The organism is Streptomyces sp. NBC_00203, assembly GCF_045206325.1.
In the GTDB taxonomy this organism is placed as follows: Bacteria; Actinomycetota; Actinomycetes; order Streptomycetales; family Streptomycetaceae; genus Streptomyces; species Streptomyces lutosisoli.
Map to the genome: position 1 here is coordinate 130,704 of NZ_CP108126.1, position 18,583 is coordinate 149,286.

An 18,583-nucleotide genomic window follows, 5' to 3' on the forward strand; every position below is an offset into this window, starting at 1 on the left:
CGGGCGGGCGGGGCCTGCCGCCCGGACCGTGCTTCAGGGGGCGGTGCCGTAAACCGTCTGGCCGTCGAGGTGGACGGTGATCTTCGGTGCGTCCGCGAAGGACGTGTTCGTGCCGCGGCTGTAGTCGTCGGCCTCGCTGAAGTTCGACCAGTCGCTCTTGTTGAACCGCAGTTGCGCCTCGCCGCTCGAGGCCCCGGGGGCGAGGCTGCCCGCCGTGGCGGAGAAGCCCACCTCCAGGTAGTGGTCGGCGCCGGCCGTCGGGCTGCTCATCGCGACGACCCGGTGCGTGAGCGTCCCGCAGCCGAGCACCGCCCAGTCGCACCAGGTGCTGTACGTCGTGACGCCGGACTCGCCGCTGAAGTAGTAGCGGACGCTCACCTTGGAGAGATCGACGGCCGAGTCGCCGGTGTTGACCAACTGCAGCCCGGGTTTGATCGAGTTGTCGCCGGCGGACTGGTCGTTGTTCTTGTACTGGACCTTCAGGGCGCCGCCGCCCGTGCCCGCCGGCTGCGTCGTGGCGCTCACCGGAGCGGACTGCGCCGAGACGTTCCCGGCGGCGTCGCGGGCATGCACCGTGTAGGCGTACGCGGTGGAGGCGGCGAGCCCGCTGTCGGTGAAGGACGTACCGGAGGCCGTCCCCACCTTCGTACCGCCGCGGTAGACGTCGTACCCGGTGACGCCGGTGTCGTCGGTGGCGGCGTTCCACGCCAGGGAGACGGAGGCCGAGGTGGTGCCGGTCACCCGCAGCCCCGACGGCACGCTCGGGGCCTGGGTGTCGACCGCGCCGGTCTCGCCGAGGGCCTTGCGGATCGCGTCCATGACGACGGGCTTGGGCTGCAGGTTCCCGTCCCACGGGAGGGCCGAGCCCTCGCCGTTGAAGACGCCGGGGATCCAGGAGTACTTGTCGGTGTAGTCCCAGACCGTGATCCCGACGCACCGGGTGACGGCCAGGCAGGCCTCGGTGACCCGGCGGTAGTAGTCGGCCTGGGTGGCCTCCTTCGCCGTGTCCTTCGGCAGTTGCATCCGCACGTCGAGCTCGGTGACGGCCACGTCGAGGCCGAGGTCGGCGAAGCGCTGGATGTTCTGCTGCATCTGGTTCGGGAATCCGTACTGGATCGCCAGATGCGCCTGCAGCCCGACGCCGTCGAGCGGCACGCCGGCGGCCTTCAGATCGCGGGCGAGTGCGTAGAGGGCGTCGCTCTTCGCGCCAAGCCCCTCGACGTTGTAGTCATTGATGTACAGCTTGGCGTCGGGGTCGGCGGCCCGGGCGGCGCGCAGGGCGTGGGCGACGAAGTCCTTGCCCATGGCGTTGTAGAACGGCGAGTTGCGAAAGCTGCCGTCCTCGTTGAAGGGCTCGTTGACGACGTCCCAGGCGAACACCTTGCCGCGGTAGTGGCCGGCGACATTGGCGATGTGGTTCTCCATGGCGGGGCGCACCTGCGCGGCGGGCAGCTGTCCCACCCAGCCGGGCAACTGGCTGTGCCACACCAGCGTGTGGCCGCGAACGCTCTGGCCGTGCGCCTCGGCGAAGTTCACGATCTGGTCGCCGCCCGTGAAGCTGAACTGCCCCTGGGTGCGCTCGGTGCTGTCCCACTTCATGGAGTTGCCGGGGGTGATCGGCCCGAACTGGGAACCCAAGGTCTGGGTGTACGGGGCATCGGACAGCTCCCCGTTGTCGGTCGCCGAGCCGAAGTACCTGCCCTTGGCGTCGGCGAGCTGATGCAGCGTCGGCGGCTCGGCCGCGGCCGCCGGCGACGGCGTGAGCCCGATCGCGGCCGCCGCGAGGGCGAGGGTGGCGATCAGGGCGGCGATGCTCCGAGACGCCCATCTTCGGGCGGGGGGTATGGGCTCCAGCGTCATGCTGGTTCCTCTCTCCGAATGCGGGAGGGGGACGCTCAAGCGTCACCGAAGCCCTGCGACCGGGGTCCCACCGGTCGCGGCGCACCGTCTCCTCCCCCGCGGCTCTGATGGGAGATGTTGCAAGCCTTGAAGTCGTGGGAGCGCTCCCAAATTGCTGTAGTGGGGGTGCACCTGTCAAGAGACGAGTCGAAACTTGCGGGCGGTCTGGCGAAATTGTCGACGGCCCGGGCCTTGCGGATGTCAGCACTCCGCCAACATGTGAAGCCCCGGGCTATGCCTTCCCGTCATGTACTGAAACCGACATGAGGGAACTCGCGGACTACGACTCGCTGCTGTCGACGTGTTCCTTCAGCCAGCGCTCGGTCGTGCTGATGTGCAGCAGTGCGGCGGCTTGGCTGAGGGACGCGTCGCGCGTGGCCAACGCCGCGTAGATGGCCTCGTGTTCGGCGAGGGTGCGCTCCGAGGCCTGCGCGTCGACGAGGCCGCGCCAGACGCGTGCGCGCAGGGTGCGATCCGAGACGCCTTCCAGGAGTGTGAGCAGTGCGTCGTTCCCGGCAGCCGAGATCACGGCGCGTTGGAAGGCCGCGTCGTGGGAGTTGAGCTCCTCCGCGTCGTCGCGTGTCTCGCGCATGGCGTCCAAGTGCCGCCGCACATCGGCCAGTTGTGCGTCGGAGATCCGGGTGGCGGCGAGTGCGGTGGCCGCCGGTTCGAGGAGACGGCGGACCTCCATCAGGTCGAGCAGCGCCGCCGGGTCGCTCTCGCGGATCTGCTCGATGGCCTTGTCGGTCAGCGACACCCTGCGCTCCTCCAGCCCCCGGAGGCCGTCGGGGACACTTGGGCGTGCCCGGGGTGACGTTGATGATATTGGGGTGGCTGCGGGGAGAGGAGATCGCTGCGGCCTGGCCCGGGGCGGAATTGCGCGCCGCGGGCCAGGCCGACCGTGGATTGATCAGGTGCAGGTCTTCCCGTTGAGAGTGAAGGCCGTGGGCGTGGGATTGGTCCCGCTGTAGGTCCCCTGGACTCCGAAGCTCGCTGTCGCGCCGGGTGCGATCGTCCGGTTCCAGTCGGTGCCGCGGGCGACGACTGCGGTGCCGTTCTGGGTGACGGTCGCGTTCCAGGCGCTCGTGACGCGCTGCCCGGCCGCGTAGGCCCAGCTCAGCTGCCACCCGTCCACGGCGGTCGGGCCCGTGTTCTTGGCGGTGACCGTCGCGGTGAAGCCCGTGCTCCACACACTGTCGGTCTTGTACGTCACCGCGCAGGCACCGGTAGGCTGTTCGCCGGTGGAGGTCCGCTCGGCGGCGTAGGCGGCGAGCCAGGCCAGCGGGGCGTTCCAGTTGACCGCCACCTCGTTGGTGGAGTATGAGCCGATGTCGTCGATGTAGCAGGCGGCGGGCGCGCAGCCGGCCAACTTCTCCTCCGCCACCGGGTCCTGAAGGCCGCTGTTGGGCCCGCCCGCCAGCGATCCCGCCGGAGGATGGGGCAGCGAGGCGTCCAACTGGTGGGCCCAGAAGCGATGATGCTGGTTCTGCGAGGACGTCTCGCCATAGCCGGTCACGTAGGACTGGCCGAGGGCGTTGCGGCCGAGGAGGTAGTCCATCGTCTCCAGCGCGCCGGTGCGGTAACGCTCGTTGCCGGTCAGTTCTCCGGCGACGGCCAGGACGATCGCGTCGCCCGCGACCTCTCCGTTGGAGCCCCAGAAGTAGCCGTCCGCCGGTACGGGCACCGCGTAGCCCTGGGCGGCCATCCGGGACAGGTAGCCGTCGGCGGCTGCCGTGACCGAGGTCCGGACCCGGTCCCGGTCGGCTGCGGGCAGGCCGTTGGGGACGGTGGCCAGGGTGAGCCGGCCGAGTGCGGCCGTGTCCGCCCAGCCGAATCCGTAGGCGGAGAAGGCAGTTGAGGAGGTGTGCCAGGAGGAGTCGGTGACCGCGTCCCGGTAGCCGCTCTCGCCGGTCGTGGCGTACAGCTCGGCCGCCGCCCAGTAGAACTCGTCGCTGACCGTGGTGTCGCCGTAGGCACCGCCGCCGGTGCTGTCCGAATCCGGCGCGTACAGCGCCGGGTTGGCGCGGGCCGCCGTCCAGGCCCGGCGCGCGGCCGACAGGCAGCGGTCGGCGAAGGCGGTGTCGTAGGCCCTGTAGACCCGGGCGCACTGCGCTGCGGCCGCCGCGAGGTTGAGGGTCGCCGCCGTCGACGGACGGTGCAGCTCGCGGGGCTGGGGGTCCTGGTCGGGGCGCAGCGGCATGCCAGTCCAGGCCGCGTCATGGATCTTGTGGAACGCCATGCCCGCGTACGGCTTGCCCTCGGGCACCTGCATCCGCATCAGGAAGTCGAGTTCCCAGCGCGCCTCGTCCAGCACGTCGGGTACGCCGTTGCCGCGCTCGGGGACTTGGAGCGAGGAGTCGCCCAGCGCCGCGTCCTTGCCCGCCCGCTTGGCCCGCTCGAAGGAGTTGACCATCAGCCAGGTCGAAATGCCGCCGTTCACCACGTACTTGCCGTGGTCACCCGCGTCGTACCAGCCGCCCCTGACGTCTTGGGTGTAGTCGCACACGGTGGCCTGGCACGGGACGGAGGTGTCGCCCTTGTTGGGCGCGACACCGAGGTGTCCGGCCGGGCGCGCGTAGGCGGAGCCCACAAGAGAGGCGTCGATGGGTATGCCGCTGCGCTGGTGGTAGAAGAACGCCATCGCGTCGGAGCGCAGAGAGTCGTACAGGTTCGCGCGGAGGTCGAAGGGCACGCTGCTGCTGCCGTCCACCGTCAGGACGTATCCCGACCCGGACCCCTGGAACGAGGAGAAGTCGGCCACTTGGACGGACTGCCCGGAGGGGGCGTCCGCCCCGCGCGGGACGGTCGCACCGGAGGCGACCGCCGTCCCTGACGCGTCGCGCAACTGCCAGGTGAGCGGCTGCGTCGCCGTGGTGACCACGGTGGCGCGCTTGGGGCCGTCCGGCAGATAGCCGACCTGGTTGACGCGTACGGCCGTGGTCGCCGCCGCATCGGAGACGACGGCTGCCGCGGCGGGCGTGGTGAGGAGGCCGCCGACGAGGAGGGAACTCGTCAGCAGGGTGGCGGCGAGGCGTCTGGGGCGGGGTACCGAAGGAACGGAGGGCATGAGCGGCTCCTATGTCGAGGCTGATCAGCAGGAGGTGTTGGGCTGGGTGAGCAGGCCCGTTCGCCAGGGCAGGCGGAGGTGGTCGACTCCCCGGCGCCGGACGTGTGGGAGCTGTAGCGCTGGACGGTCAGAGGTCCGCGCCGGTGTCGGGGGTGCTCAGGGGATGGCGGTCGCGGCCGGGCTCGGCGCAGAGTCTGGGAGCGCTCCCAATGGCCGATATCCCGAACATTGATCAATGGATCGAAGAACCGAGGTGGACAGTAACGACGCGCACAACAGTCGTCAACTGATGTGCATGGCGCGGGAGTTGCCGGTGCGACTCGATGGAAGTCCGCGTTCGAAAGAGTTTCAGACGACCCTTCCAGTTGACGTATCGCCATGCCGTCCCAATCTGGCCACTCCCCCGCACTGCCCTTGATGCGTACGCCAAACAGGCCTGCATCCAGGGACGTTGATGCACGACGGAGAGATGTCGTGGATCAAAAGTTTCGCCCATCACGTCGAAACAGTTGACAGTCCACGAGCCCGGCACCAACCTGTCGACGTCGACAAGCCCCGTCCCGTCCCTGTCCCCGCCTCAGGCCGCAGGAGCACGCATGAGAAGCCGACCAGGAACCACACGACCTCGCCGGTGGTCACCCTCCCTCATAGCGAAACTGGCCGTCGTCGCGGCACTTGGCGCATGCACCGTCGCCGTCGACACCGGCGCCTCGGCGCAGGCCGCCACCTGCACCGGCTACGTCGGGCTGACCTTCGACGACGGCCCGTCCAGCAGCACACCGGCGCTGCTCGACACGCTCCGGCAGAACGGGCTGCGAGCCACGATGTTCAACGAGGGGCAGTACGCCGCCGCCAATCCGTCCCTGGTACGTGCACAGGTCGCCGCCGGCATGTGGGTCGGCAACCACAGCTACACTCACCCCCACCTGACCCAGCTCGGCCAGGCGCAGATCGACTCCGAGCTCTCCCGGACCCAGCAGGCCATCGCCAACGCGGGCGGTGGCACGCCCCGGCTGTTCCGCCCTCCGTACGGCGAGACCAACGCGACGGTGAGGAACGTCGAGGCCAAGTACGGCCTGACCGAGATCATTTGGGATGTCGACTCGCAGGACTGGAACGGCGCCAGTACCGATGCGATCGTGCAAGCGGCGGCACGGCTCACGAGTGGCCAGATCATCCTCATGCACGACTGGGCCGCCAACACGCGCGCCGCGATCCCGCGCATCGCGCAGGGCCTGGCGGCCAAGGGGCTGTGCGCGGGCATGATCTCCCCGCAGTCCGGACGTGCGGTGGCGCCGACCGGTTGACACCACGGCTCTCCCACTCGGTGTGTTGAGCACCGGGTGGGAGGGCCGTGGCGCCTGGTCCGCAGCTCCTGTCAGCTCTGCAGACTCCACTGCTGGTTTGCTCCGCCCGAGCAGCTCCACAGTTGGATCTTGGTTCCGTTGGCGGTGTTCGCGCCGACGGCATCAAGACACAGCCCCGACTGCACTTCTGTGATCGTGCCGTTGGCGTTGATGTTCCACTGCTGGTTCGTCTGCCCGTTGCAGTCCCAGATCACCGCCGCGGTGCCGTTGCCGGTCCCCCTCCCGGAGGCGTCCAGACACTTGTTGCCGTAGACCATGAGTTGCTTGCTGTCGGTGTAGGTCCACCGCTGGTTGGTGCCGCCGTTGCAGTCCCACAGTTGTGCCTGGGTGCCGTTGGTCGTGGTGGAGTTGTCGATGTCGACGCAGCGGCCGGACTGCCCGCCCACGATCTGCCGGCCGGTGGGCGGGGGCTGGGTCGACGAGTCGAACTGGGTGAAGAACTTCCACACCTCTCCCGACGTCCAGGTGCGCCAGCCGCTGCCGCCCCCGTCGAGGGGGCCGGGGTCGTGCCCACCGTCGAACGCGGCCCATACGACGGGGTGCCCGGACGTGCACCCCGAGTAGGCGGTGACGATGTGTGTCCGGCTGCCGGACGACGGCTCGGGTGGGTTCTGAGCGGTGCAGCCGTTGTTCCGTACGAACGTGTCGCGCAGCGCCCGTCCCGAAGAGATGGGCAGGACGTTGTCACTGATGCCGTGGAGCCCCATGTACGCGATGGGTTGAGTGCCGCCGCTGCAGCCGCTGAGGTTCGCGCCGGAGTAGACCGCGACCGCGCGGAAGACCGTCGCACGGGAGCAGGCCAGGGCGTACGTCATCGCCCCGCCGTAGCTGAAGCCCCCGGCGTACAGCTGCGCCGTGTCGACGCACAGGCCCGCCTCGATCTGCCGGACCAGGTCGTCGACGAAGGTCACGTCCTGACCGCCGGAATTGGCCCAGCCGTTGTTGATGCCCTGGGGCGCCACGAAGATCGTGCCGTTGTTCGCGCTGTCCGCCAGCCGCCTCAGGCCGTAGTAGGACCAGTTGTACCCGTCGGTTCCGCCCGAGTCGACGTCGTTGGCGGTGCCGCCCACCCAGTGGAATCCGAAGACCAGCCGGTAGGGGCGGTTGTTGTCGTAGTTCGCCGGGATCCTGAGGATTTGACTTGCTCCTCGGGCTGAAGCCCGAGGATTCTGGCCTTCTCGTCCGTTGCTGTGCCGCTACGCGGCACGGGGTTCGGGCGGGGATCCGTGGCTTCCTGTTTCTTCGCGCTGTGCCGGGACGAGTCCTGGTCTGACCTGCGCTCCGCAGGCTGTAACCGCCAGTCCGGCGGCCGTTTTGACGTTGATCGCGGCGTTGTGGTCCCGGTCATGGAGGGTCCCGCAGGCGGTGCAGGTCCATTCCCGGACGTTCAGGGGCTTGGGGCCGTCCTTGGCCCCGCAGGCCGAGCAGGTCTGGCTGGTCGGCTCGAACCTGCCGATCTTGACCAGGGTCCGTCCGTACCTGACCGCTTTGTATTCCAGCATGGTCACGAACTGCGCCCATCCGGCGTCGTGGACACTCTTGGCCAGTCTGGTGCGCGCGAGTCCTTTGACCGCCAGGTCTTCCACGCCGATCGCTTGATTGTCGCGGATCAGCTTCGTGGAGAACTGGTGGTGGAACTCCCGTCGGGCATCGGTCACTTGTGCGTGGGCGCGGGCGACCTTGAGCCGGGCCTTCTCGCGGTTCCTGCTGCCTTTCTGCTTGCGGGACAACTCCCGCTGGGCCTTCTTGAGTTTCTTCTCCGCGCGGCGCAGAAACCTGGGGGAGTCGATCTTCGTGCCGTCGGACAGGACCGCGAAATGGGTGAGCCCCAGGTCGATGCCGACCATCTGGTCGGACTCGGGCATCCGGGTGGCGTCGGCGACCGGGTCGGTGTCGATGACGAAGGAGGCGAAGTACCGCCCGGCCGCGTCCTTGATCACGGTGACCGAGGAGGGCCGGGAGGGCAGAGTCCGTGACCACTTCACCCGCACCGCGCCGACCTTGGGCAGGTTCAGCCGCCCGGAGTCGGTGATCGACCAGCGGGCGTTGGCCGTGAAGCGGATCGACTGCCGCCTGTCCTTGCGGGACTTGAACCGGGGCGCGCCCATCTTCGCGCCCTGCCGCTGCCCCTTGAGGGAGGCGAAGAAGTTCTTGTAGGCGGCCTCCACATCGCGCAGCGCCTGCTGGAGCACCACCGAGGAGACCTCACCCAGCCAGGCCCGTGAAGCGGTCTGCTTCGCAGCGGTGATCAACTTCTTGGACAACTCGCCGGCCGCCGGGAAGGCCTCGCCCGCTCGGCGGGCGTGTTCGCGGGCGCGCACCGCGTCGTTGAACACGACGCGGGCGCACCCGAACGCCCGCGCCAGCGCGGCGCGTTGGCCGGAATCCGGGTACAGGCGGAAGCTGTACCGAAGCTGCATGACCGCCACGCTAGACACTTGAGTTACCGGCGGCATGCAGAAGATCAGAACTGGCCGACACTGTATTTTCGTGACGCATGCGCACTTGATCTTCGTGACCAAGCTCCGGCACAAGGTGCTCACCCATGCTCATCTGACCCGCATGGAGGAGATCATGTGGTCGGTGTGCGCGGACTTCGAGTGCGAGCTGGTGGAGTTCAACGGCGAGGACCACTACGTCCACCTCCTGGTGAACTTCCCGCCCAAGGTCGCCGTCACCAAACTCGTCAACTCCCTCAAGGGCGTCTCCTCCCGCCGACTGCGCCAGGAATTCCCCGACCTGGCACGCCACTACTGGCGGGCCAACAAGCTCTGGTCCGGTTCCTACTTCGCCGGCACCGTCGGCGGCGCCCCACTCTCGGTGGTCAAGCAGTACGTCGAACAGCAGAACCGGCCGGTGTGAGCATCGCCCGGCCCCGCCGCGACCAGCCATCGCGGCGCTCCGCGCCACGGTGGTGAATACGCGGCATCCGGCTCCGCCGGACCGGAATCCGCGACGCTCCGCGACGCCACCATCAGATTCGCTTCACCCCCGGCCTGAAGGCCGGAGCACTGCGAATGAATCCCGGTAGCCGATGCCCACCGTGTAGCACCAACTGGAGGAGGAGATGCTGTCGTCGGTCAGCCAGTAGGGGGTGAGCAGCCCTGCCGGCCCGACCCCGCTCGAAGTCGTAGACCTCGCCCCTGTTGTTGAGGCCGTCCTTGTAGGTCGCGACCACGTCCTTGTTCCACGCGACGGCCTGGTTGTAGTAGTGCGCGAGGAACTGGAGCCGGTAGGTCTCCTGCACTTGGCCCAGGTTGAAGTCCTGCCAGACCAGGTCCGGTTGGTAGCCGTCGATGACCTCGGCCAGCTTGTCGTACCAGAGCTTGTTCTCCGCGGCCGAGCCCTGCTGGCCGAAGAGGATGCGCAGCGCCGGGTCCGACTGGTTCGGCACGTGGTCGTAGAAGCCGGTGAAGTGGTACGCGTGGTGCAGGGAGGCCATGACCTTCAGCCCCTGTCCGCGGATGGCCTGCGCGTGCAGCCCCAGGAGGTCGAGTCGGGGGCCGTGCTGGACCGAGTTCCAGGGTTGGAGCGGCTGTTCCACATGGAGAAGCCGTCGTGGTGCTCGGCGACCGGGCCGGCGAACTTGGCGCCCGCGGCCCTGAACAGCTGCGCCCAGGCGTTCGGGTCCCAACTGCCGCCCTGGGAGGCGAGTTTGGGGGCGAACTGCACGTAGGCGCCGACCTTGTCGCGGGCTCCGTCGATGAAGTTGTTGTACGGCCAGACTGAGGGGTCGCCGTAGGTGGCGATGTGGTGTTTGTTCTCGTTCGAGCCGCCGATGTACATGTTGCGCGGGCACCACTCGTTCCCGTACGCGGGAACGCTGAAGACACCCCAGTGGTAGTAGATGCCGAACTTGGCGTCCTGGAACCAGGCGGGGCCGGGGGTGTTGGTCCACGGAGGACCAGTTCGCGGTGTAGCTGCCGGGGCCGTCGGTCGCGGCGGTCTCGGGTGCGAAGCGCAGCAGGCCGATGGCCGTGGCCGCGCTGGCCGCCGCCAGCAGTCGGCGCCGGCTGACCGGAAGGGAAGAGGCAGGCATGTGGGGGCCTCTCGGGGGGAATGGGCGGTGGTGATACGGGAGTTGGTGATCGTCAGCCGGTCATCGAGATCAGCTGCGCGTCCACTTCTGATTGCTGCCGCCTGTGCAGGTCCACAGTTCCAGCAAGGTGCCGTTGGCCGTTCCCGCGCCGGTGGCGTCCAGGCACAGGCCGGACTGGACGCCGGTGATCGTGCCGTCGGCCTTGATCGTCCACTTCTGGTTGCTGTCGCCGTTGCAGGTCCAGATGTCCACCTTGGTTCCGGGGGTGGTGCCCTGGCCCGAGGCGTCCAGGCAGTCGCCGCCGGGACACGTCCCTGCCGCTGCTGATGACCGGTGACGTCAACGTCGCCGCGCACGGCAATCCGGTCTACGACCAGCTCCTCGCCCTGGGCCTCAAGGACACCTGGGACGCGGCCGCGCAGCGCAGCAAGCTCTACGCGACTTTCCACGGCTACCGTCCGCTCGTTCCGGACGGCGACCGCATCGACTGGATCCTCGCCACGGCCGGCGTGACCGTGCACTCCGCCACCATCAACACGTACGAGCCGCGCGGCCAGTACCCCAGCGATCACCTGCCGGTGCAAGTGAGCCTGACACTCGGGTGAAACGCGTGGCGGCCGGCGTTAACCGCGGTGAGCAGCCCGATCCCGAGGGTCGCCACCACCATGGCGGCGACCCGGGACCATCAGCGATGTCTTCGTGGAGGGGCGGGAGCCGCACCGTAGGTCTTCATCAGGTGCGGGTCCAGCGCTGGTTGCTGCCGTTCGAGCAGGTGTAGAGCTGGATCAGGGTGCCGTTGGCAGTACCGGCCGAGACGGCGTCGAGGCAGAGTCCGGACTGGACGCCGACGATGGATCCGTCGGAGTTGAGGCGCCATTTCTGGTTGTCGGCGCCCCAGCAGCTGTAGATCTGGACTTTGGTGCCGTTGCCGGTGCCGCCGGCGTCCAGGCACTTGTTGCCGTAGACCCTGAGCTCACCGGCGGCGGAGTACGTCCACTGCTGGTTGGTGCCGTTGTTGCAGTCCCACAGTTGGAGCTGGGTGCCGTCGGTGGTGCTGCTGCTGGGCACATCCAGGCAGCGGCCCGACCCGACGCCCTTGATCTGTCCGGAATCCGAAGGGGGCGTGGTGGAGCCGCCGTTGAGTGCGTTGAGGACGGCGGTGTACGCGGGCTTCTTGCTGCCGTCGCCGTTGAACAGCAGCGGCGTGTCCTGCGAGCGCCAGGAGTCGGTGTCGCGTACACCCCAGACGGTGATGCCGAGGCAGCGCGAGACGGCCAGGCAGTCGTTGGTCACGTTGGCGTAGGTCGTGGACGAGGCGCCCTGGATGTCGAGTTCGGTGATGGCCACGTCGACGCCGAGGGCGGCGAAGTTCTGCAGGGTGGTGCGGAAGTTGCTGTTGTAGGGGCTGCCGCTGTTGAAGTGCGACTGGAAGCCGACGCAGTCGATCGGCACGCCACGCTGCTTGAAGTCCTTGACCATGGCGTACACGGCCTGGGTCTTGGCCCAGGTCCAGTCCTCGACGTTGTAGTCGTTGTAGCAGAGCTTGGCGGCCGGGTCGGCGGCGCGCGCGGTGCGGAAGGCGACCTCGATCCAGTCGTTGCCGGTGCGCTGCAGATTGGAGTCGCGCCGGGCGCCCGAACTGCCGTCGGCGAAGGCCTCGTTCACGACGTCCCACTGGGCGATCTTGCCCTTGTAGTGGCCCATCACGCCGTTGATGTGGTCGATCATCGCCTGGCGCAGCGTGCTGCCGCTGAGGCTCTGCATCCAGCCGGGCTGCTGGGAGTGCCAGGCCAGGGTGTGACCGCGCACCTGCTTGCCGTTCTGCACCGCCCAGTTGTAGACGCGGTCACCGGCGGTGAAGTTGAACTGGCCCCGCTGCGGTTCGGTGGCGTCGATCTTCATCTCGTTCTCGGGCGTCACCATGTTGAACTCACGGCCCGCGATCGTCGTGTACGCCGAGTCGCCCAGCCTGCCCGAGGCGATGGCGGTGCCGAAGTAGCGGCCGCTCTGCGCCGCCGCGGCACCGAGCGTGCTCTCGGCGGCGTGTGCTCTCGGCGGGGCGACCAGGGCGCCGACCGCAACCAAGACGCCGACGACCAGCGCCAACAGCAGCCCGCGGGTCTTCCGGCGGATATCGGGTCTGGGAAGGGCGTACGAGCCCATGACTGTGCCTCCAAGGTAGAAATCACGGAAGGACTGAAGCGCAGGGGTCGACCGGCACGAAAGGAGTCCATCGCGGCTCAGCCGGGGAACCACCACGCGGCGTCGCGTACCTCTCCAACTACGCGAAGAGCCAGGATGCGTGGGTGCGAACCTCACCGGAACGAAACGGGGTGGCGCAGGTGCTGTGGTGCGCGGATCTGCCGCGCGGCTGTGCGTGGACGTGGATCTGCCGTGCAGAACAGAGCGTCCAGGGTCAACATGGTTCGAAATCCCGGACTATGGCCGGTGTCTCAGACAGGGATGATTGAGGTATTGACGATGGCTCGTCAATACTCCCCGCAGAAGAAGTTTCCGTTCCTCGCCCGAAACTTTCCGACATCCCATCGAGTCAGCGGCGAACTCCGGACGCCACGACCGGTGGACGCCGTAAGGCCGGTTCAGGGTGTTGTGCACGGTATTTCCAGTCGGCACGACAGCCTGTCGAGCCCAACGGGGAGGCGCCGTTTGTAGACAGATCGGCGACAGGCCTTGACCGGAGGGCCTCTCATTCCTAGCTTGTGGCGTCAATGAATCCGGGAACCTTCCGAAAAGTTTTCGGGATCGCCCCTGTCCCCCTACCCCGGCGTGGCCGCTCCGCGGTTCATCGGGGCCACCTCACCCCCGCCCCCAAAGGAGACCCTCTGATGCGGTTCCGCCATCCGTCCCCGGTCCGCCTGAGACGTTTACTCGCCGTCCTTGCGCCCTTGCTGCTCGTGGCCACCTTCCTCGGTGCCCATCCCGCCAGCGCGGCGACCGTAGACCCCAACACCTCGTATGTGCTGGTCAACCGCAACAGTGGCAAGGCCCTGGATGTCTACAACATGGCGACCGACGACGGCGCCCGCATCACCCAGTGGACCAGGAACGATCAGAACCAGCAGCAGTGGCAGTTCGTCGATTCCGGGGACGGCTACTACCGCATCAAGTCCCGGCACTCGGGCAAGGTGCTGGACGTCCACAACTGGTCCACCGCGAACAGCGGCGCGATCGTCCAGTGGACCGACCTGAACGCCACGAATCAGCAGTGGCGGCTGGCCGACAGCTCGGACGGCTACGTGAGGCTCATCTCGCGCCACAGCAACAAGGCCCTCGAGGTACAAGGCGCCTCCACCGCCGACAGCGCGAACATCGTCCAGTACGACGACTGGGGCGGCACCAACCAGCAGTGGAAGCTCGTCAAGGTCGGCGGGGACACTCCCGGCGCCTGCGATCTTCCGTCGACGTACCGCTGGACATCAACGGGCGCGCTTGCGCAGCCCAAGCCGGGATGGGCCTCGCTCAAGGACTTCACCGTCGTCCCGTACAACGGCAAGCAGCTCGTCTACGCGACGACGCACGACACGGGGACGAGTTGGGGTTCGATGAACTTCGGCCTGTTCACCAACTGGTCGGACATGGCCTCGGCCAGCCAGAACACGATGTCTTCCGCCACCGTCGCGCCCACGCTCTTCCACTTCGCGCCGAAGAACATCTGGGTGCTCACCTACCAGTGGGGCGGGACCGCCTTCTCCTACCGGACGTCGAGCGACCCCACCAACCCGAACGGCTGGTCATCACCGCAGGTGCTCTTCTCCGGAAGCATCACCGGCTCCGGAACAGGACCCATCGACCAGACGCTCATCGGTGACGGGACGAACATGTACCTGTTCTTCGCCGGTGACAACGGCAAGATCTACCGGGCCAGCATGCCGATCGGGAACTTCCCGGGCAGCTTCGGCACGAACTCGACAGTGGTCATGAGCGATACGACGAACAACCTGTTCGAAGCCCCGCAGGTCTACAAGCTACAGGGCCAGAACCGCTACCTCATGATGGTCGAGGCGATCGGCTCCCAGGGCCGCTACTTCCGCTCGTTCACCGCCACCAGCCTCAACGGCTCATGGACACCCCAGGCCGCGACCGAGAGCAACCCCTTCGCCGGCAAGGCCAACAGCGGCGCCACCTGGACCAACGACATCAGCCACGGCGAACTGATCCGCACCAGCGCCGATCAGACCATGACCGTCGATCCCTGCAATCTGCAGTTGCTCTACCAGGGGCGCAGCCCCAACTCCGGTGGCGACTACGGCCTCCTGCCCTACCGTCCGGGTCTGCTGACACTGCAGCGCTGACGGCGTGACACGGGTCCGGCTCCGGCACGGAGCCGGCGTGGCGGGCTCGGCGAAAGGCCGAGCCCACCCCGGTCGCGCGACAACGCCGGGCACATGTGCACTGCTACTGCGCCCGCGACGCGGCGGAGTGCCTGCTACGCGTCCGGGTCGCGCGCGATCCAGCCCGGTGAATCGAGCCGGATCGCACCGTCCCCCACCAGGGCGCGCCCGCCTCGACGGTCCGGCTGACCGTGCACAGCCGGTCGTGCGAGGTCTTCACCGCCCGCGGCAGGATGGCGCGGGCCCGATCGCCCGAAGGACCGTCCGGGAACGTGACGGAGAAGGTGACCCCGAGGTCCGACATCCGATTGCCGTTCCGCCGTCGTACGCGGTCCTCAAGCCCGGCGCCTCCGACGACGAGATCGTGGCTCTGGAAGAAGCCTTCGGCGTGAGCCTTCCGGAGGAGTTGAAGGCGCTGTGGCGGCTGTCCGCCGGTGAGAGCGGCGTAGACGGTTCGGATCTCATGCTGGGCGGCTGGGCCCTGATGCCGCTCGACGCCGTGATCGGGGTCTACCAGATGCAGATGCGGTTCCAGGAGGAGAACGGCGCGGACGACACCGAGGACACGCTGGTGCTGTGGAAACCATCTTGGATACCGTTCTGCTCCTTCAACCCCGACGACACCGTCCACGGCCTCTACCTGAACGGTGAGACCGGGGAAGTGTGCCAGTGGACGGATCTGCGCCTGGTTCGACGAATGGGAACAGCCCTCCCCCACCGGTCCCTGGTGGCCGCAGTGGATCACGCTGGGCGAGCTGGCCGAACGCCGCCCTCTGCAGGCCGGACCATCCCGGCCGTCCTGGTGCTACGACACCCCCGGCATCGCCCGCGCACTCCAACTCGCCGCGCTCGCCGCCGGCAACCGGACCCGACGAGCCACCGCGGAGCGCGCCCTCATCGGGTGCCTCGCCGACGAAAGGCAGGTGCGCCAGATCATCGACACCAGCCTGTGCCATGGGTGGCCGGTTTCGTACACACGCTCTGGAACGCCGCCCGCGACGCCGCCGACCCTGAACTCGTCGCCGCTCCCGACCTGCTTCGCACCCTGCTGAACAGCCACGCAATACCGCGGCGGGCCGAGGGCAACGGCTTCCTGGAGGGCGATGCCGGACTCGCGCTCGCCCTGCATTCCATAGCCACCGACAACGCCCCGCGCAGCGGATGGGACGCCAGCCTCCTGCTCAACTCGCCCTCCCGGAGGGACAACCGGTGACCGCCCCACAAGCGTACGAGGCCGTCCTCGCCGTCCTCAGCGGGAAGCCGCTCGAAGACGTCGCCCACTCCACCGGCATCGAGCCTCAGGACCTGGACGATGCCGTCGCCCTCTTCCAGCAGGCCGGCCGCATGGCCCTCGCCGACCAGGACACCAACCGCGGCTGGTTCATGGCCCGCGTCCGGTTCCACGACCAGTCGGCATCCGACCAGGTCGTCCACGACCACCTCCTGCCCCTGCTCCACGCCGCCCAGGACCAAGGGCTCCTCAGCCAGTGGTGGTTCATGCGGAAACCGCCCGGCCGGCGCCTGCGCTTCCTGCCCTCCTCGGCGCGGACCCGAGCGAGATCCGCAACGCCATCAGCTACCGACTCGGTGCCATGGCACTGCGCCATCACATCGAGAGCTGGACCACCGCCACGTACGAGCCCGAGACCCCGGCCTTCGGCGGAATCATCGGGATGAACGCGGCCCACGCCCTCTTCCACGCCGACAGCACGCACATCCTGACCTCACACGCGGGCGCCCTCGAGCCGCCCCTCGCCCGTCGGGAGATGTCCCTCCTACTGCTTTCCACCCTCCTACGCGGAGCGCACCTCGAGTGGTACGAGCAAGGCGATGTGTGGGATCAGGTCTGCCAGGACCGTCCGCTGCCGAACAACACCCCCACCCGTGATCCACAAAGACTCCACGCCGCAGTCCGGTCTCTGCTCACCTCGGACACCGGACCGAACAGCACGCTCTGCGGGCCGGATGGTCCACTTTCAGCATGGATCACCTGGTTTGCCGCCTTCGGGCGGGCCGGCTGCGCGCTCGCTGAGGCGAACGACAACCGGCAACTACACCGGGGCCTGAGAGAAGTTCTCGCCTATCACGTGATCTGGCACTAGGGTCTGTTGCGAAAGTGGATCAAGGTCGTGGATGATCAAGCGCCGTGGGGCGTGGAGATCTGACGAATGGCCAGTGGGCTCGGCTGGAGCCGTTGCTGCCGCTGGGCAAGAAGCCGGGGCGGCCGCCGACGTGGACTCGTCGGCAGTTGATTGACGGCATACGCTGGCGGACCAGGACTGGTGCGCCGTGGCGGGACGTTCCGGACCGGTACGGGCCGTGGGACCGGGCCTACGACCTGTTCCGCCGCTGGCAGCGCAACGGCACCTGGAAGCGGATCTTCGAGCAGCTCCAGGCCGAAGCCGACGCGAAGGGCCTCATCACATGGGACGTCAGCGTGGACTCCACCATCGCCCGTGCGCACCAGCACGCCGCCGGGGCGCGTAAAAAGGGGCAGCGCAGAAGGAGTCTCCCGGCGGCGTCGACACCGAGCCCGACGACCACGGCCTCGGGCGTTCGCGCGGCGGATTGACCACCAAGTTGCACCTGGGGGTCGAGCAGGGTCAAAAGCCCCTCTCACTCATCGTCACCGCCGGGCATCGGCATGACAGCCCGCAGTTCCAGCCGGTACTGGAGGCCATACGGGTGCCCCGGATGGGTCGGGGCCGGCCGCGCACCCGGCCGGACAAGGTGCGGGCCGATAAGGCTTACGGCTCCCGAGCGAACCGCGCTTACCTGTGCAGACGTGGCATCGGCTGCACAATCCCGGAGAAGGCCGACCAGGTCCGCAATCGCAAGAAGCTCGGCTCCCGTGGCGGCCAGCAGCCGAAGTTCGACAAGGTCGACTATCGCGAGCGACACGCGGTGGAGTGCGGGATCAATCGGCTGAAGAGACACCGTGCAGTGGCGACGAGATACGACAAGCTGGCTGTCCGCTACGAAGCGACCGTACTGATCGCTGCCATCAACGAGTGGTTGTGACAAGCCGGAGCGGAGGCGGAAGGTTCCAGGGAAAACCCTTCGAGGACATCACCACTGACCTGCCACCCTGGTGAGATGCTGCTCAAACTGACCGGTTCCAGCTGTTCGGGCAAGACCACGCTCGCTTACTCCGTGGGCGAGCGGCTGGGGCGGCTCGCCGTGCACGACTTCGACGAGCTCGGCGTGCCGGAAGGCGCCGATCGCCAGTGGCGAAACCGCATGACCGAGATGTGGGTGCGGCGTGCGCTGGAGTACCAGGCCCGTGGAGTCGACCTTCTGCTGACCGGGCAGTCCCCGCTGGGAGAGGTCCTGGCCAGCCCCTCCGCCCCGTTGCTAGATGGCATCGCGGTCTGTCTGGTCGACGTGTCCGACGAGGCCCGGCGCGGCAGGCTCACCAAGCGCGACTCGGGCCGATGGGACGCTCCGGCGATTGACGCCTTCCTCGGCTGGGCCGCCTGGCATCGCAAGCACGCTGAGGATCCCGGATACCAACCCGACGTCATCATCGACGACAGCTGGCCCCGCATGGCCTGGCACCGCTGGACCGGGTGGACCGCCAACGATCGGCGATGGTGTACCCACCTGCTCGACACTACGGACCAGCCTGTCGCGGAATCCGTAAATCAGGTTGAGCAATGGGTGACCGAACAGCGCGACACGCTCCGATCCGGCCGTCTCCCCCTGTCGCGGGGCTGGTCAGACCAGACAGCTGCCCGAGCCGACCACGACTCCTGATCCACTTTCGCAACAGACCCTAGAACCGTATGGGCCTCAGCTCACATACACAGGCGATCCTCGCGCAACAATCGCGCGACGTGATCCTCGGCAACTGACCGCA

Annotated in this window: 12 protein-coding genes and 8 pseudogenes; 11 read left to right on the forward strand and 9 right to left on the reverse strand. The window is 67.9% G+C overall.

Annotated features, from left to right (window positions below):
- Positions 1–33 precede the first annotated feature (33 nt).
- From OG975_RS00610 to OG975_RS00620, 3 genes and pseudogenes are all read right to left on the reverse strand, one after another.
- On the reverse strand, positions 34–1,860 hold the full coding sequence (locus OG975_RS00610; RefSeq protein ID WP_330301629.1) for an endo-1,4-beta-xylanase: 1,827 nt from the start codon (positions 1,858–1,860) through the stop codon (positions 34–36).
- A 319-nt stretch (positions 1,861–2,179) separates the two neighbouring features.
- A pseudogene (locus tag OG975_RS00615) lies at positions 2,180–2,614 on the reverse strand (FadR/GntR family transcriptional regulator); the annotation flags it as partial.
- A gap of 195 nt (positions 2,615–2,809) precedes the next feature.
- Positions 2,810–4,966 carry a glycoside hydrolase family 9 protein gene (locus OG975_RS00620; protein WP_406326629.1) on the reverse strand — a complete coding sequence of 719 codons (2,157 nt, stop codon included), beginning with the start codon at positions 4,964–4,966 and terminating at the stop codon, positions 2,810–2,812.
- Positions 4,967–5,562: 596 nt separating this feature from the next.
- On the opposite strand from OG975_RS00620, the gene OG975_RS00625 reads away from it, so the two are divergent.
- Positions 5,563–6,273, forward strand: coding sequence for a polysaccharide deacetylase family protein (locus OG975_RS00625; RefSeq protein WP_406326630.1), 711 nt, complete (start codon positions 5,563–5,565; stop codon positions 6,271–6,273).
- A gap of 71 nt (positions 6,274–6,344) precedes the next feature.
- Here the strand turns inward: OG975_RS00625 and OG975_RS00630 are convergent.
- Together OG975_RS00630 and OG975_RS00635 are read right to left on the reverse strand one after the other, a co-directional pair.
- Positions 6,345–7,475 (reverse strand): annotated as a pseudogene (locus OG975_RS00630) (ricin-type beta-trefoil lectin domain protein); the annotation flags it as partial.
- Between the two features lie 54 nt (positions 7,476–7,529).
- Positions 7,530–8,753 (reverse strand): RNA-guided endonuclease InsQ/TnpB family protein, encoded by a 1,224-nt coding sequence (locus tag OG975_RS00635; protein WP_406326631.1) that lies wholly within the window; start codon positions 8,751–8,753, stop codon positions 7,530–7,532.
- A gap of 34 nt (positions 8,754–8,787) precedes the next feature.
- Here OG975_RS00635 and tnpA point away from each other — a divergent pair, with 34 nt between their 5' ends.
- A complete protein-coding gene (gene tnpA, locus OG975_RS00640) occupies positions 8,788–9,195 on the forward strand; it encodes an IS200/IS605 family transposase (protein ID WP_406326633.1) in 408 nt (135 codons plus the stop codon).
- A 144-nt stretch (positions 9,196–9,339) separates the two neighbouring features.
- Here the strand turns inward: tnpA and OG975_RS00645 are convergent.
- Positions 9,340–10,372, reverse strand: a pseudogene (locus OG975_RS00645) (alpha-L-fucosidase); the annotation flags it as partial.
- Between the two features lie 69 nt (positions 10,373–10,441).
- Positions 10,442–10,675, reverse strand: a pseudogene (locus tag OG975_RS00650) (ricin-type beta-trefoil lectin domain protein); the annotation flags it as partial.
- 2 nt (positions 10,676–10,677) lie between these two features.
- Between OG975_RS00650 and OG975_RS00655 the strand changes: the two are divergent.
- Positions 10,678–10,977: pseudogene (locus tag OG975_RS00655) on the forward strand (endonuclease); the annotation flags it as partial.
- A 127-nt stretch (positions 10,978–11,104) separates the two neighbouring features.
- Here the strand turns inward: OG975_RS00655 and OG975_RS00660 are convergent.
- Positions 11,105–12,535 (reverse strand): endo-1,4-beta-xylanase, encoded by a 1,431-nt coding sequence (locus tag OG975_RS00660; RefSeq protein ID WP_406326635.1) that lies wholly within the window; start codon positions 12,533–12,535, stop codon positions 11,105–11,107.
- A 683-nt stretch (positions 12,536–13,218) separates the two neighbouring features.
- On the opposite strand from OG975_RS00660, the gene OG975_RS00665 reads away from it, so the two are divergent.
- Positions 13,219–14,685 (forward strand): non-reducing end alpha-L-arabinofuranosidase family hydrolase, encoded by a 1,467-nt coding sequence (locus OG975_RS00665; protein ID WP_406326637.1) that lies wholly within the window; start codon positions 13,219–13,221, stop codon positions 14,683–14,685.
- Between the two features lie 199 nt (positions 14,686–14,884).
- Here the strand turns inward: OG975_RS00665 and OG975_RS00670 are convergent.
- Positions 14,885–15,040 (reverse strand): annotated as a pseudogene (locus OG975_RS00670) (OsmC family peroxiredoxin); the annotation flags it as partial.
- A gap of 72 nt (positions 15,041–15,112) precedes the next feature.
- Here OG975_RS00670 and OG975_RS00675 point away from each other — a divergent pair.
- The 7 genes and pseudogenes from OG975_RS00675 to OG975_RS00705 form a co-directional block, all read left to right on the forward strand.
- Positions 15,113–15,343, forward strand: a pseudogene (locus OG975_RS00675) (SMI1/KNR4 family protein); the annotation flags it as partial.
- 28 nt (positions 15,344–15,371) lie between these two features.
- Complete coding sequence (locus OG975_RS00680; protein WP_406326638.1) at positions 15,372–15,776, forward strand: lanthionine synthetase LanC family protein; 405 nt, start codon at positions 15,372–15,374, stop codon at positions 15,774–15,776.
- Positions 15,683–15,937: a hypothetical protein gene (locus OG975_RS00685; RefSeq protein ID WP_406336776.1), complete on the forward strand. Its 255-nt coding sequence runs from the start codon at positions 15,683–15,685 to the stop codon at positions 15,935–15,937. The genes OG975_RS00680 and OG975_RS00685 overlap by 94 nt, the downstream gene beginning before the upstream one ends.
- On the forward strand, positions 15,934–16,401 hold the full coding sequence (locus tag OG975_RS00690; RefSeq protein ID WP_406326640.1) for a lantibiotic dehydratase C-terminal domain-containing protein: 468 nt from the start codon (positions 15,934–15,936) through the stop codon (positions 16,399–16,401). The genes OG975_RS00685 and OG975_RS00690 overlap by 4 nt, the downstream gene beginning before the upstream one ends.
- Positions 16,317–16,826 carry a thiopeptide-type bacteriocin biosynthesis protein gene (locus OG975_RS00695; RefSeq protein WP_406326641.1) on the forward strand — a complete coding sequence of 170 codons (510 nt, stop codon included), beginning with the start codon at positions 16,317–16,319 and terminating at the stop codon, positions 16,824–16,826. The genes OG975_RS00690 and OG975_RS00695 overlap by 85 nt, the downstream gene beginning before the upstream one ends.
- A gap of 44 nt (positions 16,827–16,870) precedes the next feature.
- A pseudogene (locus OG975_RS00700) lies at positions 16,871–17,745 on the forward strand (IS5 family transposase).
- 75 nt (positions 17,746–17,820) lie between these two features.
- Entirely contained in the window at positions 17,821–18,480 is a 660-nt protein-coding gene (locus OG975_RS00705; RefSeq protein WP_406326642.1) for a hypothetical protein, read from the forward strand.
- Positions 18,481–18,583: the final 103 nt, after the last annotated feature.

What these genes read in the sequence shown, in the direction of transcription:
- OG975_RS00610 (WP_330301629.1), bottom strand. Translation starts at nt 1,860, where the DNA reads ATGACGCTGGAGCCCATACCCCCCGCCCGAAGATGGGCGTCTCGGAGC.
- OG975_RS00620 (WP_406326629.1), bottom strand. Translation starts at nt 4,966, where the DNA reads ATGCCCTCCGTTCCTTCGGTACCCCGCCCCAGACGCCTCGCCGCCACC.
- OG975_RS00625 (WP_406326630.1), top strand. Translation starts at nt 5,563, where the DNA reads ATGAGAAGCCGACCAGGAACCACACGACCTCGCCGGTGGTCACCCTCC.
- OG975_RS00635 (WP_406326631.1), bottom strand. Translation starts at nt 8,753, where the DNA reads ATGCAGCTTCGGTACAGCTTCCGCCTGTACCCGGATTCCGGCCAACGC.
- tnpA (WP_406326633.1), top strand. Translation starts at nt 8,788, where the DNA reads ATGCAGAAGATCAGAACTGGCCGACACTGTATTTTCGTGACGCATGCG.
- OG975_RS00660 (WP_406326635.1), bottom strand. Translation starts at nt 12,535, where the DNA reads ATGGGCTCGTACGCCCTTCCCAGACCCGATATCCGCCGGAAGACCCGC.
- OG975_RS00665 (WP_406326637.1), top strand. Translation starts at nt 13,219, where the DNA reads ATGCGGTTCCGCCATCCGTCCCCGGTCCGCCTGAGACGTTTACTCGCC.
- OG975_RS00695 (WP_406326641.1), top strand. Translation starts at nt 16,317, where the DNA reads ATGGCACTGCGCCATCACATCGAGAGCTGGACCACCGCCACGTACGAG.
- OG975_RS00705 (WP_406326642.1), top strand. Translation starts at nt 17,821, where the DNA reads ATGCTGCTCAAACTGACCGGTTCCAGCTGTTCGGGCAAGACCACGCTC.